16 protein-coding genes are annotated in these 17,256 nt (G+C 38.8%); 4 read left to right on the plus strand and 12 right to left on the minus strand.

What is annotated here, in order from left to right:
* Positions 1–30 precede the first annotated feature (30 nt).
* From EHQ16_RS01370 to EHQ16_RS01385, 4 genes are read right to left on the minus strand one after another with little or no spacing between them, the layout of a single operon-like run.
* The gene (locus EHQ16_RS01370) at positions 31–1,335 is read right to left on the minus strand and encodes a UDP-glucose dehydrogenase family protein (protein WP_135637052.1); all 1,305 of its coding nucleotides are present in this window, start codon (positions 1,333–1,335) and stop codon (positions 31–33) included.
* 45 nt (positions 1,336–1,380) lie between these two features.
* A complete protein-coding gene (locus EHQ16_RS01375; protein ID WP_135637050.1) occupies positions 1,381–2,580 on the minus strand; it encodes an ABC transporter ATP-binding protein in 1,200 nt (399 codons plus the stop codon).
* A gap of 5 nt (positions 2,581–2,585) precedes the next feature.
* A complete protein-coding gene (locus EHQ16_RS01380; RefSeq protein ID WP_135637048.1) occupies positions 2,586–3,335 on the minus strand; it encodes an ABC transporter permease in 750 nt (249 codons plus the stop codon).
* Between the two features lie 56 nt (positions 3,336–3,391).
* Complete coding sequence (locus EHQ16_RS01385; protein WP_135637046.1) at positions 3,392–3,607, minus strand: LIC12298 family protein; 216 nt, start codon at positions 3,605–3,607, stop codon at positions 3,392–3,394.
* Between the two features lie 302 nt (positions 3,608–3,909).
* On the opposite strand from EHQ16_RS01385, the gene EHQ16_RS01390 reads away from it, so the two are divergent.
* Positions 3,910–5,475, plus strand: coding sequence for a hypothetical protein (locus EHQ16_RS01390; RefSeq protein WP_135637044.1), 1,566 nt, complete (start codon positions 3,910–3,912; stop codon positions 5,473–5,475).
* Here the strand turns inward: EHQ16_RS01390 and EHQ16_RS01395 are convergent.
* The 8 genes from EHQ16_RS01395 to EHQ16_RS01430 form a co-directional block, all read right to left on the minus strand.
* Positions 5,472–5,969, minus strand: coding sequence for an LIC_11959 family protein (locus EHQ16_RS01395; protein ID WP_135637042.1), 498 nt, complete (start codon positions 5,967–5,969; stop codon positions 5,472–5,474). The two genes, EHQ16_RS01390 and EHQ16_RS01395, sit on opposite strands and share 4 nt — an antisense overlap.
* Positions 5,966–6,913 (minus strand): HEAT repeat domain-containing protein, encoded by a 948-nt coding sequence (locus EHQ16_RS01400; RefSeq protein WP_244241872.1) that lies wholly within the window; start codon positions 6,911–6,913, stop codon positions 5,966–5,968. Before EHQ16_RS01400 ends, EHQ16_RS01395 begins: the two co-directional genes overlap by 4 nt.
* A 112-nt stretch (positions 6,914–7,025) precedes the next feature.
* Entirely contained in the window at positions 7,026–7,496 is a 471-nt protein-coding gene (locus EHQ16_RS01405) for a response regulator (RefSeq protein ID WP_135637039.1), read from the minus strand.
* Positions 7,497–7,545: 49 nt separating this feature from the next.
* Positions 7,546–10,059 carry a glycogen/starch/alpha-glucan phosphorylase gene (locus EHQ16_RS01410; protein ID WP_135637037.1) on the minus strand — a complete coding sequence of 838 codons (2,514 nt, stop codon included), beginning with the start codon at positions 10,057–10,059 and terminating at the stop codon, positions 7,546–7,548.
* 51 nt (positions 10,060–10,110) lie between these two features.
* On the minus strand, positions 10,111–10,575 hold the full coding sequence (locus EHQ16_RS01415; RefSeq protein WP_135637035.1) for a DUF192 domain-containing protein: 465 nt from the start codon (positions 10,573–10,575) through the stop codon (positions 10,111–10,113).
* A gap of 3 nt (positions 10,576–10,578) precedes the next feature.
* Positions 10,579–11,355, minus strand: a complete 777-nt coding sequence (locus tag EHQ16_RS01420) for an enoyl-CoA hydratase-related protein (RefSeq protein WP_425269949.1) — start codon at positions 11,353–11,355, stop codon at positions 10,579–10,581.
* Positions 11,356–11,360: 5 nt separating this feature from the next.
* Entirely contained in the window at positions 11,361–12,728 is a 1,368-nt protein-coding gene (locus EHQ16_RS01425) for a PP2C family protein-serine/threonine phosphatase (RefSeq protein ID WP_135637031.1), read from the minus strand.
* Positions 12,729–13,070 carry a hypothetical protein gene (locus tag EHQ16_RS01430; RefSeq protein WP_135637029.1) on the minus strand — a complete coding sequence of 114 codons (342 nt, stop codon included), beginning with the start codon at positions 13,068–13,070 and terminating at the stop codon, positions 12,729–12,731.
* A gap of 19 nt (positions 13,071–13,089) precedes the next feature.
* On the opposite strand from EHQ16_RS01430, the gene EHQ16_RS01435 reads away from it, so the two are divergent.
* From EHQ16_RS01435 to EHQ16_RS01445, 3 genes are all read left to right on the plus strand, one after another.
* Positions 13,090–14,115, plus strand: a complete 1,026-nt coding sequence (locus EHQ16_RS01435) for a hypothetical protein (RefSeq protein ID WP_135637027.1) — start codon at positions 13,090–13,092, stop codon at positions 14,113–14,115.
* Positions 14,075–15,403 carry a hypothetical protein gene (locus EHQ16_RS01440; RefSeq protein WP_135637025.1) on the plus strand — a complete coding sequence of 443 codons (1,329 nt, stop codon included), beginning with the start codon at positions 14,075–14,077 and terminating at the stop codon, positions 15,401–15,403. The genes EHQ16_RS01435 and EHQ16_RS01440 overlap by 41 nt, the downstream gene beginning before the upstream one ends.
* A gap of 99 nt (positions 15,404–15,502) precedes the next feature.
* On the plus strand, positions 15,503–17,251 hold the full coding sequence (locus tag EHQ16_RS01445; RefSeq protein WP_135637023.1) for a HAMP domain-containing methyl-accepting chemotaxis protein: 1,749 nt from the start codon (positions 15,503–15,505) through the stop codon (positions 17,249–17,251).
* Positions 17,252–17,256: the final 5 nt, after the last annotated feature.

Raw genomic sequence — 17,256 nt, forward strand, 5'->3', positions numbered from 1 at the left:
ACGTTTGGTGACCTGGTTGGGATTAAAATATTATCTGTTTCCGATAGAATAATAAGTAAAACCTAACTCATTCATTAGAGTTGGTTTGTATTGATTTCTTCCATCAAAAACTAAAGGGCTTTTCAGAAGGCTTTTGATTTTGTTAAAATCAGGTTCCCTAAATTCTCGCCACTCTGTTAAAAGTAACATAGCATCGGCACCTTGTAGAGCAGAATACGCGTCCTTTTTGTATTCCACCTTTCCATCAAAATAATACTTTGAAGTTTCCATAGAAGCCGGATCAAAAACTTGAATTTTAGCACCATTTTTATGTAATTCATAAATAAGTGGAATTGATGGAGCTTCTCGCATATCATCTGTTCCTGGTTTGAAAGACAGACCCCAGATTCCAAAAGTTTTTCCTTTCATATCTGTGGATTTGAAGTGTTCAAAAATTTTGTCAGTCAAACGTGTTTTTTGTTTTTCGTTTACATCTTCAACAGATTGAATGATATGCATTGGAGCTTTTACTTCTTCTGCTGTGCGTAGGAGTGCTCTTACATCTTTTGGAAAACAAGACCCACCATATCCAATCCCCGCGTATAAAAACTGGCGACCAATTCTTGAGTCGGTTCCCATTCCCTTTCTAACATCATCGTAATTAGCACCGACTGCGTCGCATAAATTTGCGATTTCATTTACGAATGAAATTTTTGTCGCGAGGAAGGCATTACATGCATATTTCGTTAGTTCCGCAGAACGTATGCTCATCGTGATGATCGGGTTTCCATTTAAAACAAATGGAGAATACAACTCGCTCATTTTTTTAGCTGCAATTTCTGATTCAGCACCAATGACTACTCGTTCTGGTCGCATAAAATCTTCAATTGCCGCACCTTCTTTCAAAAACTCTGGATTAGAGACAACATCAAACGGGTGTTTTGTGTTTTTTGCAACAATGGCCTTTACTTGATCAGCAGTTCCAACGGGAACAGTTGATTTATCGACGATGATTTTATATCCGTTCATCGTTTTACCAACTTCTTCTGCGACGGCAAAAACAAATCTTAAATCAGCAGAGCCATTATCTGAGGTCGGAGTGCCCACTGCGATAAAAACAAATTCAGAAGTTTCGACACCTTCTTTTAAGGAAGTCGTAAATTTGAGCCTTCCCTCTTTGTGATTTCTTTCTACAAGTTCAGAAAGTCCTGGTTCATAGATAGGAATGATCCCTTGTTTGAGATCGCTTATTTTTTTTTCATCTTTATCAATACAAATGACTTCATTTCCATATTCAGCAAAACAAGTCCCTGCAACAAGGCCTACATATCCGGTTCCGACCACACATACTTTCATAGGATTTCCAGAATTTAGATTTTTGCTTTGAAGGAAACTGTTTTTCTAGTCAGATTTAGGTTCGGATTGTATGAGAAATTCCGTAGGTAAATGACAGAGGCCGACAAATTTTTGGATTTTCCCCCGTTCTACTTCAAAATCCAAAACGGATTCCCCCCAAAAATAACTCCCTTCCAGGTGGGATTCCCCTTTGTGGATGGAAACTCCCAAACTGTATTTCCCTTCAGCAAACTGGACGGGGAATTGGAATTCCACCACAGAACGTTCTCCCTCATTTAGAACGAGGTTAGATTTTCCAAGGTGGTGGGAGTTGGTTCCGAAAATCCGAATCCCTTTTTCACTATCAATGTGAAAACCGATGGTTCCTTCTGTGACCTGTTTGGTTGTTTGGAATTCGATTCGGAGTATCGCCGTATCTCCGAGGAAATGATGACGAGTCTCTAAACCTTTTGGATTTTTGAGAAAAATATGAATGTCTTTAATGGAATCGGATCCAACTAAGGAAGAAGGTTCGGCACTACCAGCTAACACGTGCATATATTCTTCGATAGCTTCTTTGGGATTCCCATCAAACAAAAGATTTCCTTTGTTCAAAAGAATGACCCTTGTGCAAAAATAGGAGATAAGGCCAAGATCATGACTCACAACCAAAATACAGGATCCAAGATTGGAAAATTCTTTGATTCGTTTTAGGCATTTTTGTTGGAAACTTGCATCGCCAACAGCCAAAGCTTCATCTACAATTAAGATTTCAGGTCGTTTCGCAGTGGCAAGACTAAAGCCAAGTCGCATTGCCATTCCCGAACTATAGTTTTTTAAAGGAGTGTGACGAAACTCATGTAACTCGGCAAATTCAAAAATTGAGTCTGTTAGTTCTCGGATTTCCGATGGTTTGTATCCCCATACCAGTCCATTGTAATAGACATTTTCTTCGCCAGAAAGTTCAGGATTAAAACCAACACTGAGTTCTAAAAGGGCCCGCACCGATCCATTAACAAAGAGACTTCCTTTATCTTTTCTGATCACTCCAGTAATCAGTTTCAGGAGTGTTGATTTGCCGGCACCGTTTCTACCAATGATTCCTAAAATTTCGCCAGAACCTACTTTTAAATTTAGACTTTGTAATGCGGTGAATTTAGAATCGATTCCAAAGTAACCAAAACTTAGGCCTGTTAAGATCCTTTTCCAAGGTTTTGAAAATCCATGGTAATCCTTAGAAAGATTTTCTAAAACAACAGAAGCCATGGAATTTAAAGATGATCCAAAATCACTGATTGGAATTTACGTTTAGCAAGTAAATAAACCAGGAAAAAGGAAAACAAAAATGGTAAAATTTGAATCCAATCAAACTGAGGTGTGAAACCAGCAATGACAGAAGTCCGAAAAACATCCAAAGGTATGGTAAATGGATTTAGTCCGTTCCACTCTTTTAAATATCCGGAGGGATAATATAAAACAGGGATTCCCCAAAAAATTAATTGGCTCACCAAACGAATCAAAGGTGATATATCTTTTAATAAAATATTCAACCGTGAAAGATAATGTAGGAGTAACATCAAATACAATCCGGACAAAATAAGAACCAAATACCCAAGAACAACCCCAGAGAGATTTAACTTCCCTGAATAAGCTAAATATAAAAAAACAGGGATGGATGTGACAAGGCTATGGATGAGGAATTGGACAAACGGTATCCATAAAAATAAATCAATCCCAAGACTGGAACGTTTTAACAAAGTTCGGTTGTCCGTAAGGATTCCGGTGCCTCGCACCAAAAGTTCTTGGATGGGAATCCAATAGAGAAGTCCAGTCAAAAGATAGGCAGTGAAGTCTTCTTGTGTGGAGGGAGTTTTTAAATTGAGCACTAGAAAAACCAGTGCGTACATACTGATGAGCACTAAGTTCTGCAAAAACATCCAGGAGATGCCTAAAAAGGATCCTGCATATTGCAGTGCATAGTCACGCCGAACCAGAGCCCAAAGTATGGATATTTTCTCCATACTTTGATTGTCGGCCTGTGGCTTCCCGTTCTAGAACCAGAAGCCAGTATTTTGGTCTACATCCTCTTCAGGTTCCTTTGGCCAAGATCAGAGAGACTTGGGGACACCCACTCTCCTTTTTGAACCACTTCCCCTTGGAAGGCTTCCAGTAAATACTCTTCAAAGGTCTTCCCAGTTTGGTTCTGGGAAAATCCCTTTTTAGGACCTTGCCCCGTGAGGCCTTGGTCCTTGTGGCGGTTGTAAGCGGGTTGTTGGATGGATCGAACGATCATAGGTTTTTCCTCCCCGTCATCATGTTAGACGACATAAAACTAAAAAATAATACCAATAATATACTAAACGCTTGTTTACACTACTTAACATTTGAGAAGTTAAGTCAATATTTTTTTCGCGTTCTTATCGGTTTCTATATATAAATTTAGCATTCCCCTGGGACAAAATCCGCACTCCGGTGTTTTTTTTCATTGGGAGGATTAGAATATGTCCCTTTTCTAAAAAAAGCAACAGGAATGAGGGCTAAAAAGCGAAATTTCAGACCTCCATCCTGGTGGATTGGCAGAAAATTGGGGTTATTTTGTGGATTTGTTTCGTACAGAGTTTGTATGCTGTAGAAAAAAAGCCTGACCAAGTTTCCATTTCAGAACTTTTAGCGGCAGGGTTTCCTCCCCATTTGGCCGCCGCTTGGAAGGAAAAAGCCAAACAACCACCCGAAAATTTTTTAAAATGGAAAAAATCCCTCCAAGGAAAGGATGCGACTCTTGTTTCCAAAGTTTGGAAAGAAAAACAAATTTCTCTTTATCCAAACAAACACTTGTTAACCGAAAAAAGTAATTCCAAGTTTCCGTTTGGCTCCCACACAAATAAAAACCATTCCAAGGATTCTCCACCAAAGGATACAAAAGGGAATTCAGTGTTCTCGAAAAACACAAACGATCCGTCATTGGAACTTTTTTTTGGGATGAGTTACCAGAACCTAGATGTCCGGTATCTACCAAGAGAAGAAAAAAACCACTCTGCCGTTTTCCTCGGTGGAAGATACAAAGGACAGATTTGGATTTTAGAAAAACGAGATGAAAATTTTTCCTATGGAACAAACCTAACTTTCCAACAATTCCGATTCACTTCAGGGAACAGGTACAAACCCATTCCCCATTTTTATTTTGCCAAGGATCCAAATTTTTATTCACAGTTGGAACGAATCGGTTCTCCCCTACCCCAACCCATTTTGTTTTCTAATTTCCTCGGTTACCGGTTGTTATATGATAGTAAGGAATATGAATTTGGGGTTTACCATGCAGGTTCATATTCTAATTACCCGGGAGTCTATTTTGTATCACCAAACAAATCCTATTCGGGAGTTTGGTCGGGGGGAGATAACAAATCCAGTTTCTATGTAAATGATTCTTGGAATCCGCAAAACTTAGGTTCACACAGAATCCAATCCGAATCCATATTCAACAAAAAAGAATCAGTTGGATTTGTTTATTTAAAATCAGAATCCCCTGAAAAAAACTTTTTTTTAGATGCTACCGTATACCGAGATTCACCTTTACTCTATGGGATGATATCTCCGGAAGAAGTGAGACCACAAATCCCACAAACCTTAGGTTATACTAGAATGAGTTTCCAACACTTGGTTGGATCTGAATTTTTAAGTTCCACGGAAGGCCATCGGTATGAGAACGGAAGGTCTGGATTTTTTCCCTGTTTCGTCAGTGAATGGGGAAACTTAATTTATAGGTATAGAGAATACAATGAATCAGGAAATTATAATTGGAATGAAATGGGAAGGGCCGCATTTTATGAATGGAGAAAAGAAAAGGCAGTTGTCTCTATTGGGTTTGAATCCAGAGAAAACGGAGGGCAATGGGAAGGAAAATTGGCAATCCCCATTGGAACAGGGAACTTATTAGAATTAAGTGGTATATTCAGAGAAGGCCAACCCAAAACAAGGGCCTGGTTTGAAAACTGGACCTACGCCACCGATTTTAATATCAACTTAACCGACAGGCAGGAAATCATCAAACTCAAATGGGTGAGTCCGTTTCTATCACTCAACGTAAGTTATTCGGAAAAGGAAAACGATCCAAATCCTATTTTATTTATTAATTTTCAATTATTACAAAAAATTGATTTTTAATAGAGAAGGTCATCGGTACGGACTTCGATGTATTCAATTAACTTAAAAATGGGAACCGATTGTCTGTCAGAAAATTCTTTAGGATCAGCTGGGATTTTTTTAGGGGTAGGAAGAGAGGAACGTTTCCCCCTTTCATCCACAGAATAAAAATAATAACCAATCCATTCCCCCTTCACACGGTAAGGGTTTCCTGGAAACAAATCCTTCACAAAAAATTCTGCATCCAAATCAAATTTATTTCGCCGATAACGATAGTGGATTTCATCCCCATTTAAGTCGTAAAAAACAACAAAATCCCCTTGTTTGCCCTTAAAAAACAATTTCCATTCCAAGGGAAAAGTTCCCGATTTTTGAAACTCAGTTTTCCCATCCAAAATTCTTTTTTCGGAACGAGAAATTGGGCCCGTATAACGACCATTATCTTCAGATAAAAGAACTGTATCGGAAACAGCAAAAATAAAGATAAAAAGAGAAGTGAATGTTTTCCAATTCATTTGGGTTCTTCTTCCGGTTTATCCTCTGATGGTTTTTCTTCTTCTTGTGCCGTTTCTTTTCCGTTGATTTGGTCGATGGCTTTTTTGGCTGCTTTTTGTACTTTCGGACTTGGGTCTCGGTCTCGTTTGTATTCTAATAATTCTAATGCTTTGGGATCTTTCAAACTTCCCATAAATTCAATGGCGCGCAGTCGCACCATACTGTCATCATCACGAGCAAATTCATTTAGTTCTTGGAATACTTCTTTATCACCCATGGTAACAAGAGCACCGATGGCATAAATTTTTAAGGATTGGGCTTTTTTAGCATCCAACTTTCCAGCAGTTTTTTTTAAAGAATCCAATAGTTCATACAACTTAGGTTTAGCGGTTTCAGATTTTAACTTTCCAAGTGTATTCATCGAATAACAACGTAAAGTTGTCGGTTGGATTTCGTCAAAAGCAACTTCTATCAGCGCCGACTCTGCCTCTGCATATAACACAGCACCAAAGTACAAAGCAATTTGGCCACGCATATCGGCATTGTTAAACTTTTCCCGAAATTTGGTTTCAAGGAATGGAGCTGCCACTTTACCATCTGGTAATTCACCAAGAGCACTGATATAAAGACTGAGTGAATTGGAGTTTTTTGTAAAATCTTCCTTTTTTACTTTTTCAAGTAAGGGATTTGTTGCTTCTGCCAATTTCATTTTTTTTGCAGAAGTGACTGCTTGTTTGGCTACGTCTTCATTGGAATCTTCAAAAAGAGAAATGATGGTATCTTTATTTTCTTTTAAATCCAAATCACCAACGGTTTTTAAGAGGACTATTTTCATCCCCATATCTTTTTCCGTTTTTAATTGTTCACCCACTAATGTATATAGTTCGCCTGCGGTTTCTTTGGGAAATCGAGTTAGTTCATATAACGCTTGTTTTCTTTCTTGGCTCGTTCCATAACGAACCATTTTAGAAAGGACTTCTTTTTTTTTGGCGATTTGTTCAGGACTGAGTTCCTTCTCCTTCCCAAAAATTGGCGAAAGAGAAAGGAAAATGAGTCCTAAGATGAGAATTTGTATTTTACTGTTGTCCAGATTCCAATTCGAGGATGCGACGGTTGAGGGCTTGGATGAGGTGTTGGTTTTCCAAGTTTTGTCGGAACTTATCGAGTAGGTCTTTGATGTCTTTGGAGAGTTCTTCAATGTTCCAAGGTTTTTCGACATACCGACTGAGTCCCCCGTTATTAATGGCGTAAATTGCAGAATCAAGTCCCGCCTGACCCGTCAGAAGGATTTTGATCGCATCGGGAGCGCGGTGGTGCACTTGTTCCAAAAATCGATCTCCCTTCATACCAGGCATCACTTGGTCAGAAACAATCAATTCTACGATGTCATTGCTACTGATGATTTCGTCGATGAGGGAAAGCGCTTCTTCGGCACTGCTGGCAGTCTCGACAATATGGGATTCGCCAAATCGAGCCAGAAGTTGTTCCGCAAGCGTCTCCAATACCGATACTTCATCATCGACACATATAATATAACCTTTACTCATTTGGAACCCTTTCCTTGGAACAATATAACCTGAGTTCTTTTATGTCGATTCAGTTTTGTGGCAATTTGTAGATAGTTTTGGGTGGAACTGTGTCAAGAAGGGGGACCTTCCAGATATCCTTCGCATATTCCCGAATCGTGCGGTCGGAGGAAAATTTACCAGACCGCGCCACATTCAGAATGGATTTTTTTGTCCAAGTAGTTTCGTCCAAATAATCTCTGGCGACCAAGTTTTGGGCCTCATCATACGCACCAAAATCGGCCATGAGAAGGTAGTTGTCCGTATAATAAAGACTATCGTAGATGGGGCCAAAGATCCCAGGTTCTCCCATAGAAAATAAATTCTCGCGGATCATGAGGAGCACTCTATGGAGTTCGTCATTTTTACGAATATAATCGGCAGGTTGGTATCCGGCTTCTTTCAAACGAAACACTTCTTCTGTATGGAGCCCAAAGATATAGATATTTTCAGGCCCCACCTCTTCCAAAATTTCTACGTTGGCACCGTCCAAAGTTCCAATGGTCAAAGCACCGTTTAACATAAATTTCATGTTACTTGTGCCGGATGCTTCTGTTCCCGCAGTCGAAATTTGTTCGGATAAATTACTACCAGGAATGATTCTCTCTGCTAAACTCACTCGGTAATTTGGGATAAAAACTACTTTTAATCTGTCTGCCACATCTGGATCACGGTTGATGACCCAAGCCACATTATTGATGAGTTTGATGATGAGTTTGGCCATATAATATCCAGGAGCCGCCTTTCCACCAAAAATCACTGTACGTGGTGTCACTTCACGAGACGGATTTTCTTTGATCCTTCTGTACAAAGCAATCACCCTTAATATATTGAGAAGTTGGCGTTTGTATTCATGGAATCGTTTGATTTGTACATCAATGAGTGATTTTGGATTAATAGAAATTCCTGTTTCACTTTTAATGAGTTTTGCCAAATCATCTTTGGCCGTTTGTTTTACTATCTGCCAATCCTTTTGAAAGTCCGCATCATCCACAAAAGATTCCAATTTTTTTAATTGGTAAAGGTCTGTTGTAAACTCGTTTCCTATTCGTTTGGAAATGAGATTCGCCAAACTTGGATTTGATTGGAGTAACCAACGACGTGGTGTGATCCCATTTGTTTTGTTATTAAATTTTTCAGGGAATACTTTGGTAAAGGCTTGGAATATTGTTTTTTTAATGAGTTCGGAATGTAACTCGGCAACTCCATTGACGCGGTAGGAACCAATCACAGCCAAGTTTGCCATTCGAATTCGTTTTTCGTTTCCTTCTTCGATGATACTAACTTGTCTAATTTCTTCTTCTGACAATACTCCTTTGTTTCGAACCTCAGTTAAAAACCGGTGATTGATCTCATAAATGATTTCTAAATGTCTTGGTAAAAGTTTTTCAAAAAGTTCTACCCTCCATGTTTCCAAAGCTTCAGGTAAAACAGTGTGGTTGGTATAAGAAAAAACCTTAGTGACAATCTCCCAAGCAGATTCCCAATCCATTTCTTCAATGTCTAGAAACACTCGCATCAGTTCCGCAATCCCGATACTGGGATGGGTATCATTCAATTGGATGGAAATATAATCGGATAAATCTTTTAAGTTGGAAGTTGTTTCTCGGTATTGGATTAGAATGTCCTGAAGTGAGGCACAAACCATAAAGTATTGTTGTTTCAGCCTTAGCACCTTTCCTTGTTCGGTGGTGTCGTTCGGATACAATACTTTGGAAATATTCTCTGATATTGATTTATCTTGTACGGCTTTCATATAATCACCGTGGTTAAAATAATCTAAATTGAATTCTTCAGAAGATTTGGCGGCCCAAAGCCTTAAATAGTTCACCGTACTCGTGTTAAATCCTGGAATAGGATAATCATGAGCAGATGCAAGAACCGTTTCATCGGGAACCCAGTCATGTTGAATTTTTCCTTTGCCGGAAACACGAGTTTCTGTATGACCAAAAAAACCAACAGAAAAGGAAATATCAGAACGAACGACTTCATAAGGAACCCCATCTGCATCCCAATGGTCAGGCATTTCTAATTGGCTTCCATTCGCAATGATTTGATTAAAAATTCCATAATCATAACGAATTCCATACCCAAATCCAGGAACATTGAGAGTTGCCATAGAATCTAAAAAACAAGCGGCCAGTCGCCCGAGCCCACCGTTCCCAAGTCCCGCATCCGTCTCAAATTCTAAAACATCTGTTAGCTCAAAACCAATCCCTCGGAGCATAGTTTGGATTGTTTCGTATAACCCGAGATTGATGAGGGCATTCATGAGAGTACGACCCATGAGAAATTCTAATGAAAAATAAAACACTCGTTTGGGATTTTCATTCCGATAACGTTCGTGAGTCACATTCAAACGATCGATTAAAAAATCACGAATGGTGTGCCCAAGAGCTTTGTAGATATCTTCGTTTTTTAAATTGAATCTGTTTTTACCAATGGTATATTCCAGATGATGGGCAAATTGTTTTTCCATCGAAGCTAAGTCGGCTTTTTGTTCTTCTGATAAAAGGGTAATTAAACGAGGATTGTTGACAACCATGGTAAAAAATACTAACCATGGGTTTCAGAGATTCAAGTAAAAAGAGAAAAATTAATCTCGGGCAGAAACCTTTCGTTCCAATGTGAGGACAGCGTCTTTTCCAATTTTGTGTTTTGCAAACCAACCTTGGTTGACTTCCAAAGCATACATCGCTGGTTTTCTTGAGTTATATACTTCTTCTATTTGGTTGGGTTTCATATCGAATGATTCTAAAAGTCGCATATCTTCTGAAAAATAACCAATCGATAGAGGGATGAGAGTGTTCTTCATCCAAAAACTTAAATGATCGGGACGAGGAAAAACAAATAACATTCCTTCGTCCTCACCAAGTTTGGTTCGGTACATCAGTCCCGTTGCCCTGGTTGAGGGAGTGTTAGCAACTTCTAATTTTAAAACACGATCGGCAACACTACCGAAAAGAATCTCGGGAGTGTTTGTTTGGGACGGAAAGGATTCTGCCTGTTTGCAAAAAGAAACCGTTAAGAGAACAATTAGAATTCCAATCCGTGATTTCATAAATTAACCTTTGAAGTTTGGTTTTCTTTTTTCTAGGAAGGCAGAAAGACCTTCTTTTGTTTCTTCGTCAGCAAACCTACCACCGAAAAGTTGTTTTTCCCATTCCAAACCACCATCCATATTAGTTTCCAACCCTTGGCGAATGGCAGTTTTTGCCGCCTTAATCGCATTAGGTCCACGAGAAAGAATTGTCGATAGTGTTTTTTCTGATTCGTTTAGAAGTTCTGCAGGGTCTGTCACTTTATTGATAAGACCTAATCTGAAACCTTCATCCGCAGAAATCATATCCCCAGATAAAATGAGTTCTGTCGCACGTCCCACTCCAATGAGTCTTGGAAGTCTTTGGGATCCGCCAAATCCAGGAAGCAAACCAAGAGTTACCTCGGGCAAACCTAACTTTGCAGAGGTAATCGCATAACGAATGTCACATGCCATAGCAAGTTCCATCCCACCACCCAAACAAAATCCGTTAATGGCAGCAATGGAGATAAGATTTGATAGTTCCATTTTTCGAAATACAGTTTGGCCTAGTTCCGAAAAAGCCTGTCCTTCTCTGACATTAAACTCTTTCATTTTTGCAATGTCAGCTCCTGCAACAAAGGCCTTTCCTTCGCCCGTAAGAATGAATCCACGAACGGCATTGTTGGATTCTAATTCGTCAACCATGGCACCAATTTCTGTGATGACAACATCGTTCAGTGCATTTAAGGCTTCTGGCCTTTTGATGGTAACTACTGCAAAATTGGATTTAATTTGGATATCTAAAAAAGACAAATGAATTCTCCTTATTCTTCTACTTCCAATATGAGAAACATGGTGTCATCAGAAAAACTATCCAGTCCATAGTTGGATTTTAACTCATGTAAAAGATTGATTTCTAGTTCTTTGATGTTTGTACTCTGTCTATGGCGGTTCAGGAGGGCCAGTAATCCTTCTGTTTCAAGGCATTTCCCTTCGGGATCTGTGGATTCAATGAGTCCATCTGTATAGATAAAAAAACGATCTCCAGGAGCAATGGGTAAAGTTTTCTCTGCAATTGGCGGGATCTTGATATTAAATCCGAGGATCGCACCTTGGGTTTCTAACTCTTGGTATTCTTCACCTTTATGTGCTAAAATTAAATAAGGGTGGCCTGCGTTTCCCAAAGTTAATTTTTTTTCGATGAAGTCAAAGAAAAGATAAATTGCCGAAGCATGGTATTTGTTTAAGTCGTGAGCCAGACGGTCATCCAAATAATCCATCAGTTTCGAAGGTGCTGTTTTGAAACGATAAGGAATGGTAGAAACAAGTACCTTCATGATGGAAGCAACCATCGCTGAAGAAATTCCATGCCCCGCAACATCTGTTAAAAACACTCCTACGTTTCCTTCCCGGAGTTGTACAAAATCAAAAAAGTCTCCGCCAATGACATTGGGACTTTTGCGATAATAAGTAAATGCTAAGTTTGGAATTTTGATATTCCCAGGAAAAAGTGCATCTTGTACTTTTTTTGCCAGTTCCAACTCGTGTAACATAAATCTTTTTTCTTCAGAAAGATTGTACATGTCTGTTGTATCTTTTCTTTTATTTAAAACAAAAACGGTGCCAAGGGCTGCACTTCCCCAATATACCAAAATTAAAAAGTATTTACTAAAAAAAGAAAACTGATCTGCAACAGTGGAAGGTAAGTTAAAAATATAAATAATATGTAAGATAGAAAAATACGAAGCACTAATAATACAAGCCTTGGGATCTAGTCTCGTACTATACAAAAGAATGGGGAAAATAAAAGACATGAGATAAGAATTTAATAAATAAAAACTCCCAAGTGAAGGGAAGGAATGGATTCCCAACATAAAAACAACATATACCAATCCATCACCCACAAACCCACTGAAGTAAATGACTCTTTGGATGGGAATGTTCTTTGTATAAAACTGTAAAAGTAAAATGAGTCTTGCAATCGACACACCAAGTAAAAAAGGTAAAACCTCCATTCGAATGTCTGAGAACGGTGGGGCTATGAGTAACGAATAAACGATGACATGTGTGATAAAAATATAAAATGTATATTCTTTATCATAACGGGCTTCTACTAATTTTAATATTTCCCATTCTGATTTAGTAGGTTTACGGAAGATTTCTTTAAAGTATAAATAAAACGAACGTGTCAATCAGGGTTCTCCCCATACCAAAGTTTGGATCTCCGATCCATTCAAGGTGATGGTGAAAGTTTTTCCAGTATCCAAATACTTGTCCATTTGATTCGCAAGTTCGAAGGCTTTTTTCTCATCTTCCATACGAAAGAAAAAGGGGTGGGACAATGCTTTGTAATTGTAAGGGAATCGTTCTGAAACAATCAATGTGACGCGAAAGTGGTCAGGCCTAGATTCCAAAACAATATGAGACACTTCTTTTCTAGTTAATATACGCACATCGGGGCGTAAATTCCAGGGATTGATTTCGGCGAAAAGAATCCCTGGTAAAAAAAAGCATAGACCGAGAAATCCTTTCATATAGAAATACAATCGGCAAATGAGATCGAATCCTTACATCATATCCTTACTTCTTCTCCTTTTTTGGACATGTTCCCCCCAGTCCTTCTCACTTCCTCCCAATCCCTATGCCGATTGGGCCAAAAACAATATTGGTTTACAAAGGAAAACCCTACCGTCTTTACAGGGAACATGGAACACTAGAGTTTATCCTTTGGATCCAAAACGATTGGATACACTCACCGCAATCAACGCCATCGATGGTATCGAAGACATACCGAAATCCACAAAAGATTTATCTTCTTGGAAATTGGAACTTACAAATATCCAAAAATCATTTCCGAAAGAAGTGAATGATCTTTTTGACTCACTTGTTTATGGAATTTATTTTGTTACCGATTTGGGTTCGACAGGCCTTACTGGAATTGTAAGAGATGATCATGGCAAAGCAATTGGTGGGATTATTTTTTTAGATTCCGATCTACTTGGAGATGGTGGAAACGACTGGGCCTCTAAAAAAGAATCTACTGCTTTTCTTCCTTCCAATGAATATTCGATTCAAATTCATTTGGATGATAGTAATTCCAAAGAATCCGCAATTCGATTCATCATCTTACATGAGCTAGGTCATATTTTATCAATTACCCAAGGCCATGCACCTGATTTTTCCGAACCACAAAGGGATTTTCGTAAATTTCCTCTTTTTGATGGGATTTGGTGGTCGGAAACCTATTCCCCTTACGAAGCTACTTTTTTTCCCGAAAGAAACAAAATCAAATTCTATCAAAAAACACCGACACTATCCTTATTCCCAGAAGGTAAATTTCTCTATAAAAAACTTAAGAATACGGGGTTTGTATCGTTGTATGCAGCAACCAATGCAGATGATACCTATGCGGAAGCATTTGCAGAATACATTCATGTTTTAATATTAAAAAAAGATTATAAGGTCATTCTTTCCACTGGGGCGGGTTCGGAAATATTATTACAAAATCCGATCAAAGGAGAAGGAGGAAGGAGGTTCCGTGAAACATTCCAAACCATTCTTAAGTCCACAAATCCTTAGTTTCTTATTTTTAATTTTACTTTTTTCAATCCCGGTGCAATCAGAACCCAAACCGGAAGAAACAAAGTCTCTCATCGTAGAAACAAATACGGAAATTGTATCGGACTTTCTTTGGCGAGGTAACTCCTTTGTAGGAGAATCACAAAATCGTAGGAATGGTGCAGCATACCAAAGTTTTACTTATGCACCTGCCCTCCAACCTTCAATCAACGTATGGTCTCCAGAAAAAAAATTCCAATGGTCACTCTTTGGAAATTTCCAACTCACCAATAGAGACGATATTGATTCCGACAAAAGAATTTTACAATCTAGGCCCGGTGGAGTTGGCCCTTCATACCTAGGAGAAGAAACCAAATCTTATGATCCCTACAACCAAGACCCTTGTGTCCAGTCTCTTCATAACAAAATTTCTACCGGTGCAGAAGGTTCCGATCCCTGTTTAGGATACAGCCCGAACCAAGGGTATGGACCCAAAAAAGAACCCAATGGGAACAAACGGGTCGATGGATTATTTTTTTCAATGAGTTATCATTTTGATCCTAGTTCCTTAGGGGAGTTTGCCGTTGGGATTTGGTTTTATAACACCTTTCAAAAAACTCCTAACTCCCTACTCTCACCCGGCACACAAAAACAAAATCCAAATGTTTCAGGAGGACCAAATAACACATTCAATGCGAATAATCCCAACGCAATCAGTAGGCTTACGTGGCATGAATACTTTGTACATTGGCAACTTCCTTTTTTAAAAAAATTCAAACCAACCATTTCGTATTTCACCCAATACTCAACTGAGAATGGAGGGTTAATGGCCGGGAAAAATTATCTTTCTTTCAGTGGATCTTATACCTTTCGGGAAGAAAAATTTTTTCGAATTATGCCTCATTTCAACCTTGGGTATGCTATGGGCAATAATGCGGTGGACAATCGGTACGGAATCCAAGACATCACAACATCAACTTCCTTTTTCTTTGGTGATTTTTTTATTAAATTCGCACATATCTTCCGACCTGACTTATACCTTTGGGATACCAATAATTATTATGGGTATGCAGGTGGAGATCCCAACAAAGCACATTGGAATCGTAGCTCTGAAGATGGAAAAGTCACGAATCCCTCTCGCGTTTATGGTGCGTACAATACCTCAATTTTAAACGCAATTGAACAAATAGACACTGGGAATTCCCTAAGGGATGCTTATGTCAAAACTTGGCTACGAGAAACATATACCTTACAAAATATCCCTGCCCATTTATTCTATGTTAGTTTAGGATATTCAAAAACATTTTAAACTCAATCTAAACTAATCAGATTTTTATCCTTTAATATTAGGAATAGCTTGACTAAAATAAAACACGAAGTATATTTCCGTCCACCTCTAGGAAAAACTATGAAATGGATTCATGATTTAAAAATTCGGATCAAACTACTTTTGGCGTTTATGGTAACCATATTATTAATGATTGTTGTTGCCAGTGCGAGTTTTTACTCGGCTCGTCAAATTTTGGCCTCTCTTCACACCGTATTCGAAGACCGCGTGGTGCCGATTAGCCAGATCAAAGAAGTATCAGATGCTTACTTGATTGGAATTGTCGATTCGGCAAACAAAGTCCGAGCAAAAAAAATCACTGTTGAGGAAGCATTAGAATCCATTCGGGAATCGGAAACGAAAGCAGATGAAATCTGGAAGGTGTATCTCGGAACCTATTTAGTTCCGGAAGAAAAAGCGATCATCGATCAGATGGAAAAGGAATTTCCTCCTCTCAAAGCCGGTGTCAAACAACTGAAAGTGTTACTAGAAACCAGAAACGAAGTGGAACTGGAAAAGTTTGTAACTGTGGATATGTATCCCATCTTTGAACCACTCACACATCACTTAGATGATTTGATTCGAGTTCAACTCAAAGTGGCAAAGGAAGAGTATCATAAGTCTGAAGAACAATTTGAAAGTTCTCTTGTTATTGTTTCATCCGTTGTGATCATCGCATTTATCCTAGTTTTTGTCATCGCTATCTTCTTTTCCGATTCGATTGCAGCCCCTATGAAAAAAATCGTGGAAGTAGCCCAAACCGTTTCCATTGGAGATTTGGATGTCGACTTGGATACTAAACATAAAAGATCTACCAACGGAAAAAAATTAGACGGAAATGAAATCCAACAGCTTTCCCAAGCCTTTATGGAACTTGTTTCGTTTATCAAAGAACGTGCCGAACACTTAGAACGGATTGCCAATTCTGATTTAAGTGCCGATGTGTCTCTCAAATCAGAACGTGATCAATTGGGCTTAAGCCTCAAACGAATGCTCGTCAACTTATCTGACGTTGTGGAAAAATTGTATTTCACTTCACAAGAAGTTGATTTGGGTGCACAACAACTAGCAGATGCCAGTACATCTCTTTCTGAAGCAGCAAGTGAACAAGCTAGTGCCGTAGAAGAAATTTCCGCGACACTTACTGAGATCAGCAACAGTTTCTTAGCAAATGCTGAAAATGCTGAACAAATGACAGAGTTTTCTGAATCTACCGCCAAACAAGCAATTGAGGGTAATTCGAAAATGAAAGATTTAGTTTCTGCTATGGGAGAAATTAGTAATTCTTTTGACCAAATTTCAAAAATAAACAAAGTCATCAATGACATTGCCTTCCAAACAAATATTCTTGCGCTCAATGCTGCTGTAGAAGCGGCAAGGGCCGGACAACATGGAAAAGGATTTGCAGTGGTGGCAGAAGAAGTCCGAAATTTAGCACAAAAAAGTGCCAATGCCGCTGATGAAACTACCCTTCTCATTGAATCCTCCATGAAAAAAGTAAAATTGGGAAATGAAGCCACTGAAAAAACTGCCGAAGTTCTTGGGCAAATTTCAGAAAGTGCTGAAAACGTAAGTGAATTAACAAAGGGTTTAGCTCTTTCGATCCATGAACAAAAGTCAGCCGTTTTACAAATCACACAAGGGATAGATCAGGTAACAACTGTTACTTCAACTACAGCAGCTTCTGCAGAAGAAGTAGCAGCTTCCAGTGAAACTTTGAAACGCCAAGTGGAAATTATGCGTTCCGTCATCATGGGTTTCAAACTCAAAGAGGATAGCTCAAAATCAACTGCCCTCGCCCGAGTGGAAAAACCTAGAATTGTATTGTAAGGCCA

The sequence above is a fragment of the Leptospira kanakyensis genome (genome assembly GCF_004769235.1).
GTDB lineage: Bacteria > Spirochaetota > Leptospiria > Leptospirales > Leptospiraceae > Leptospira_A > Leptospira_A kanakyensis.

Excerpts from the sequence above, each read along its gene's own strand:
- EHQ16_RS01370 (WP_135637052.1), bottom strand. The coding sequence starts at position 1,335 with ATGAAAGTATGTGTGGTCGGAACCGGATATGTAGGCCTTGTTGCAGGG.
- EHQ16_RS01375 (WP_135637050.1), bottom strand. The coding sequence starts at position 2,580 with ATGGCTTCTGTTGTTTTAGAAAATCTTTCTAAGGATTACCATGGATTT.
- EHQ16_RS01380 (WP_135637048.1), bottom strand. The coding sequence starts at position 3,335 with ATGGAGAAAATATCCATACTTTGGGCTCTGGTTCGGCGTGACTATGCA.
- EHQ16_RS01385 (WP_135637046.1), bottom strand. The coding sequence starts at position 3,607 with ATGATCGTTCGATCCATCCAACAACCCGCTTACAACCGCCACAAGGAC.
- EHQ16_RS01395 (WP_135637042.1), bottom strand. The coding sequence starts at position 5,969 with ATGAATTGGAAAACATTCACTTCTCTTTTTATCTTTATTTTTGCTGTT.
- EHQ16_RS01400 (WP_244241872.1), bottom strand. The coding sequence starts at position 6,913 with ATGGTTCGTTATGGAACGAGCCAAGAAAGAAAACAAGCGTTATATGAA.
- EHQ16_RS01405 (WP_135637039.1), bottom strand. The coding sequence starts at position 7,496 with ATGAGTAAAGGTTATATTATATGTGTCGATGATGAAGTATCGGTATTG.
- EHQ16_RS01410 (WP_135637037.1), bottom strand. The coding sequence starts at position 10,059 with ATGGTTGTCAACAATCCTCGTTTAATTACCCTTTTATCAGAAGAACAA.
- EHQ16_RS01415 (WP_135637035.1), bottom strand. The coding sequence starts at position 10,575 with ATGAAATCACGGATTGGAATTCTAATTGTTCTCTTAACGGTTTCTTTT.
- EHQ16_RS01430 (WP_135637029.1), bottom strand. The coding sequence starts at position 13,070 with ATGAAAGGATTTCTCGGTCTATGCTTTTTTTTACCAGGGATTCTTTTC.
- EHQ16_RS01435 (WP_135637027.1), top strand. The coding sequence starts at position 13,090 with ATGAGATCGAATCCTTACATCATATCCTTACTTCTTCTCCTTTTTTGG.
- EHQ16_RS01445 (WP_135637023.1), top strand. The coding sequence starts at position 15,503 with ATGAAATGGATTCATGATTTAAAAATTCGGATCAAACTACTTTTGGCG.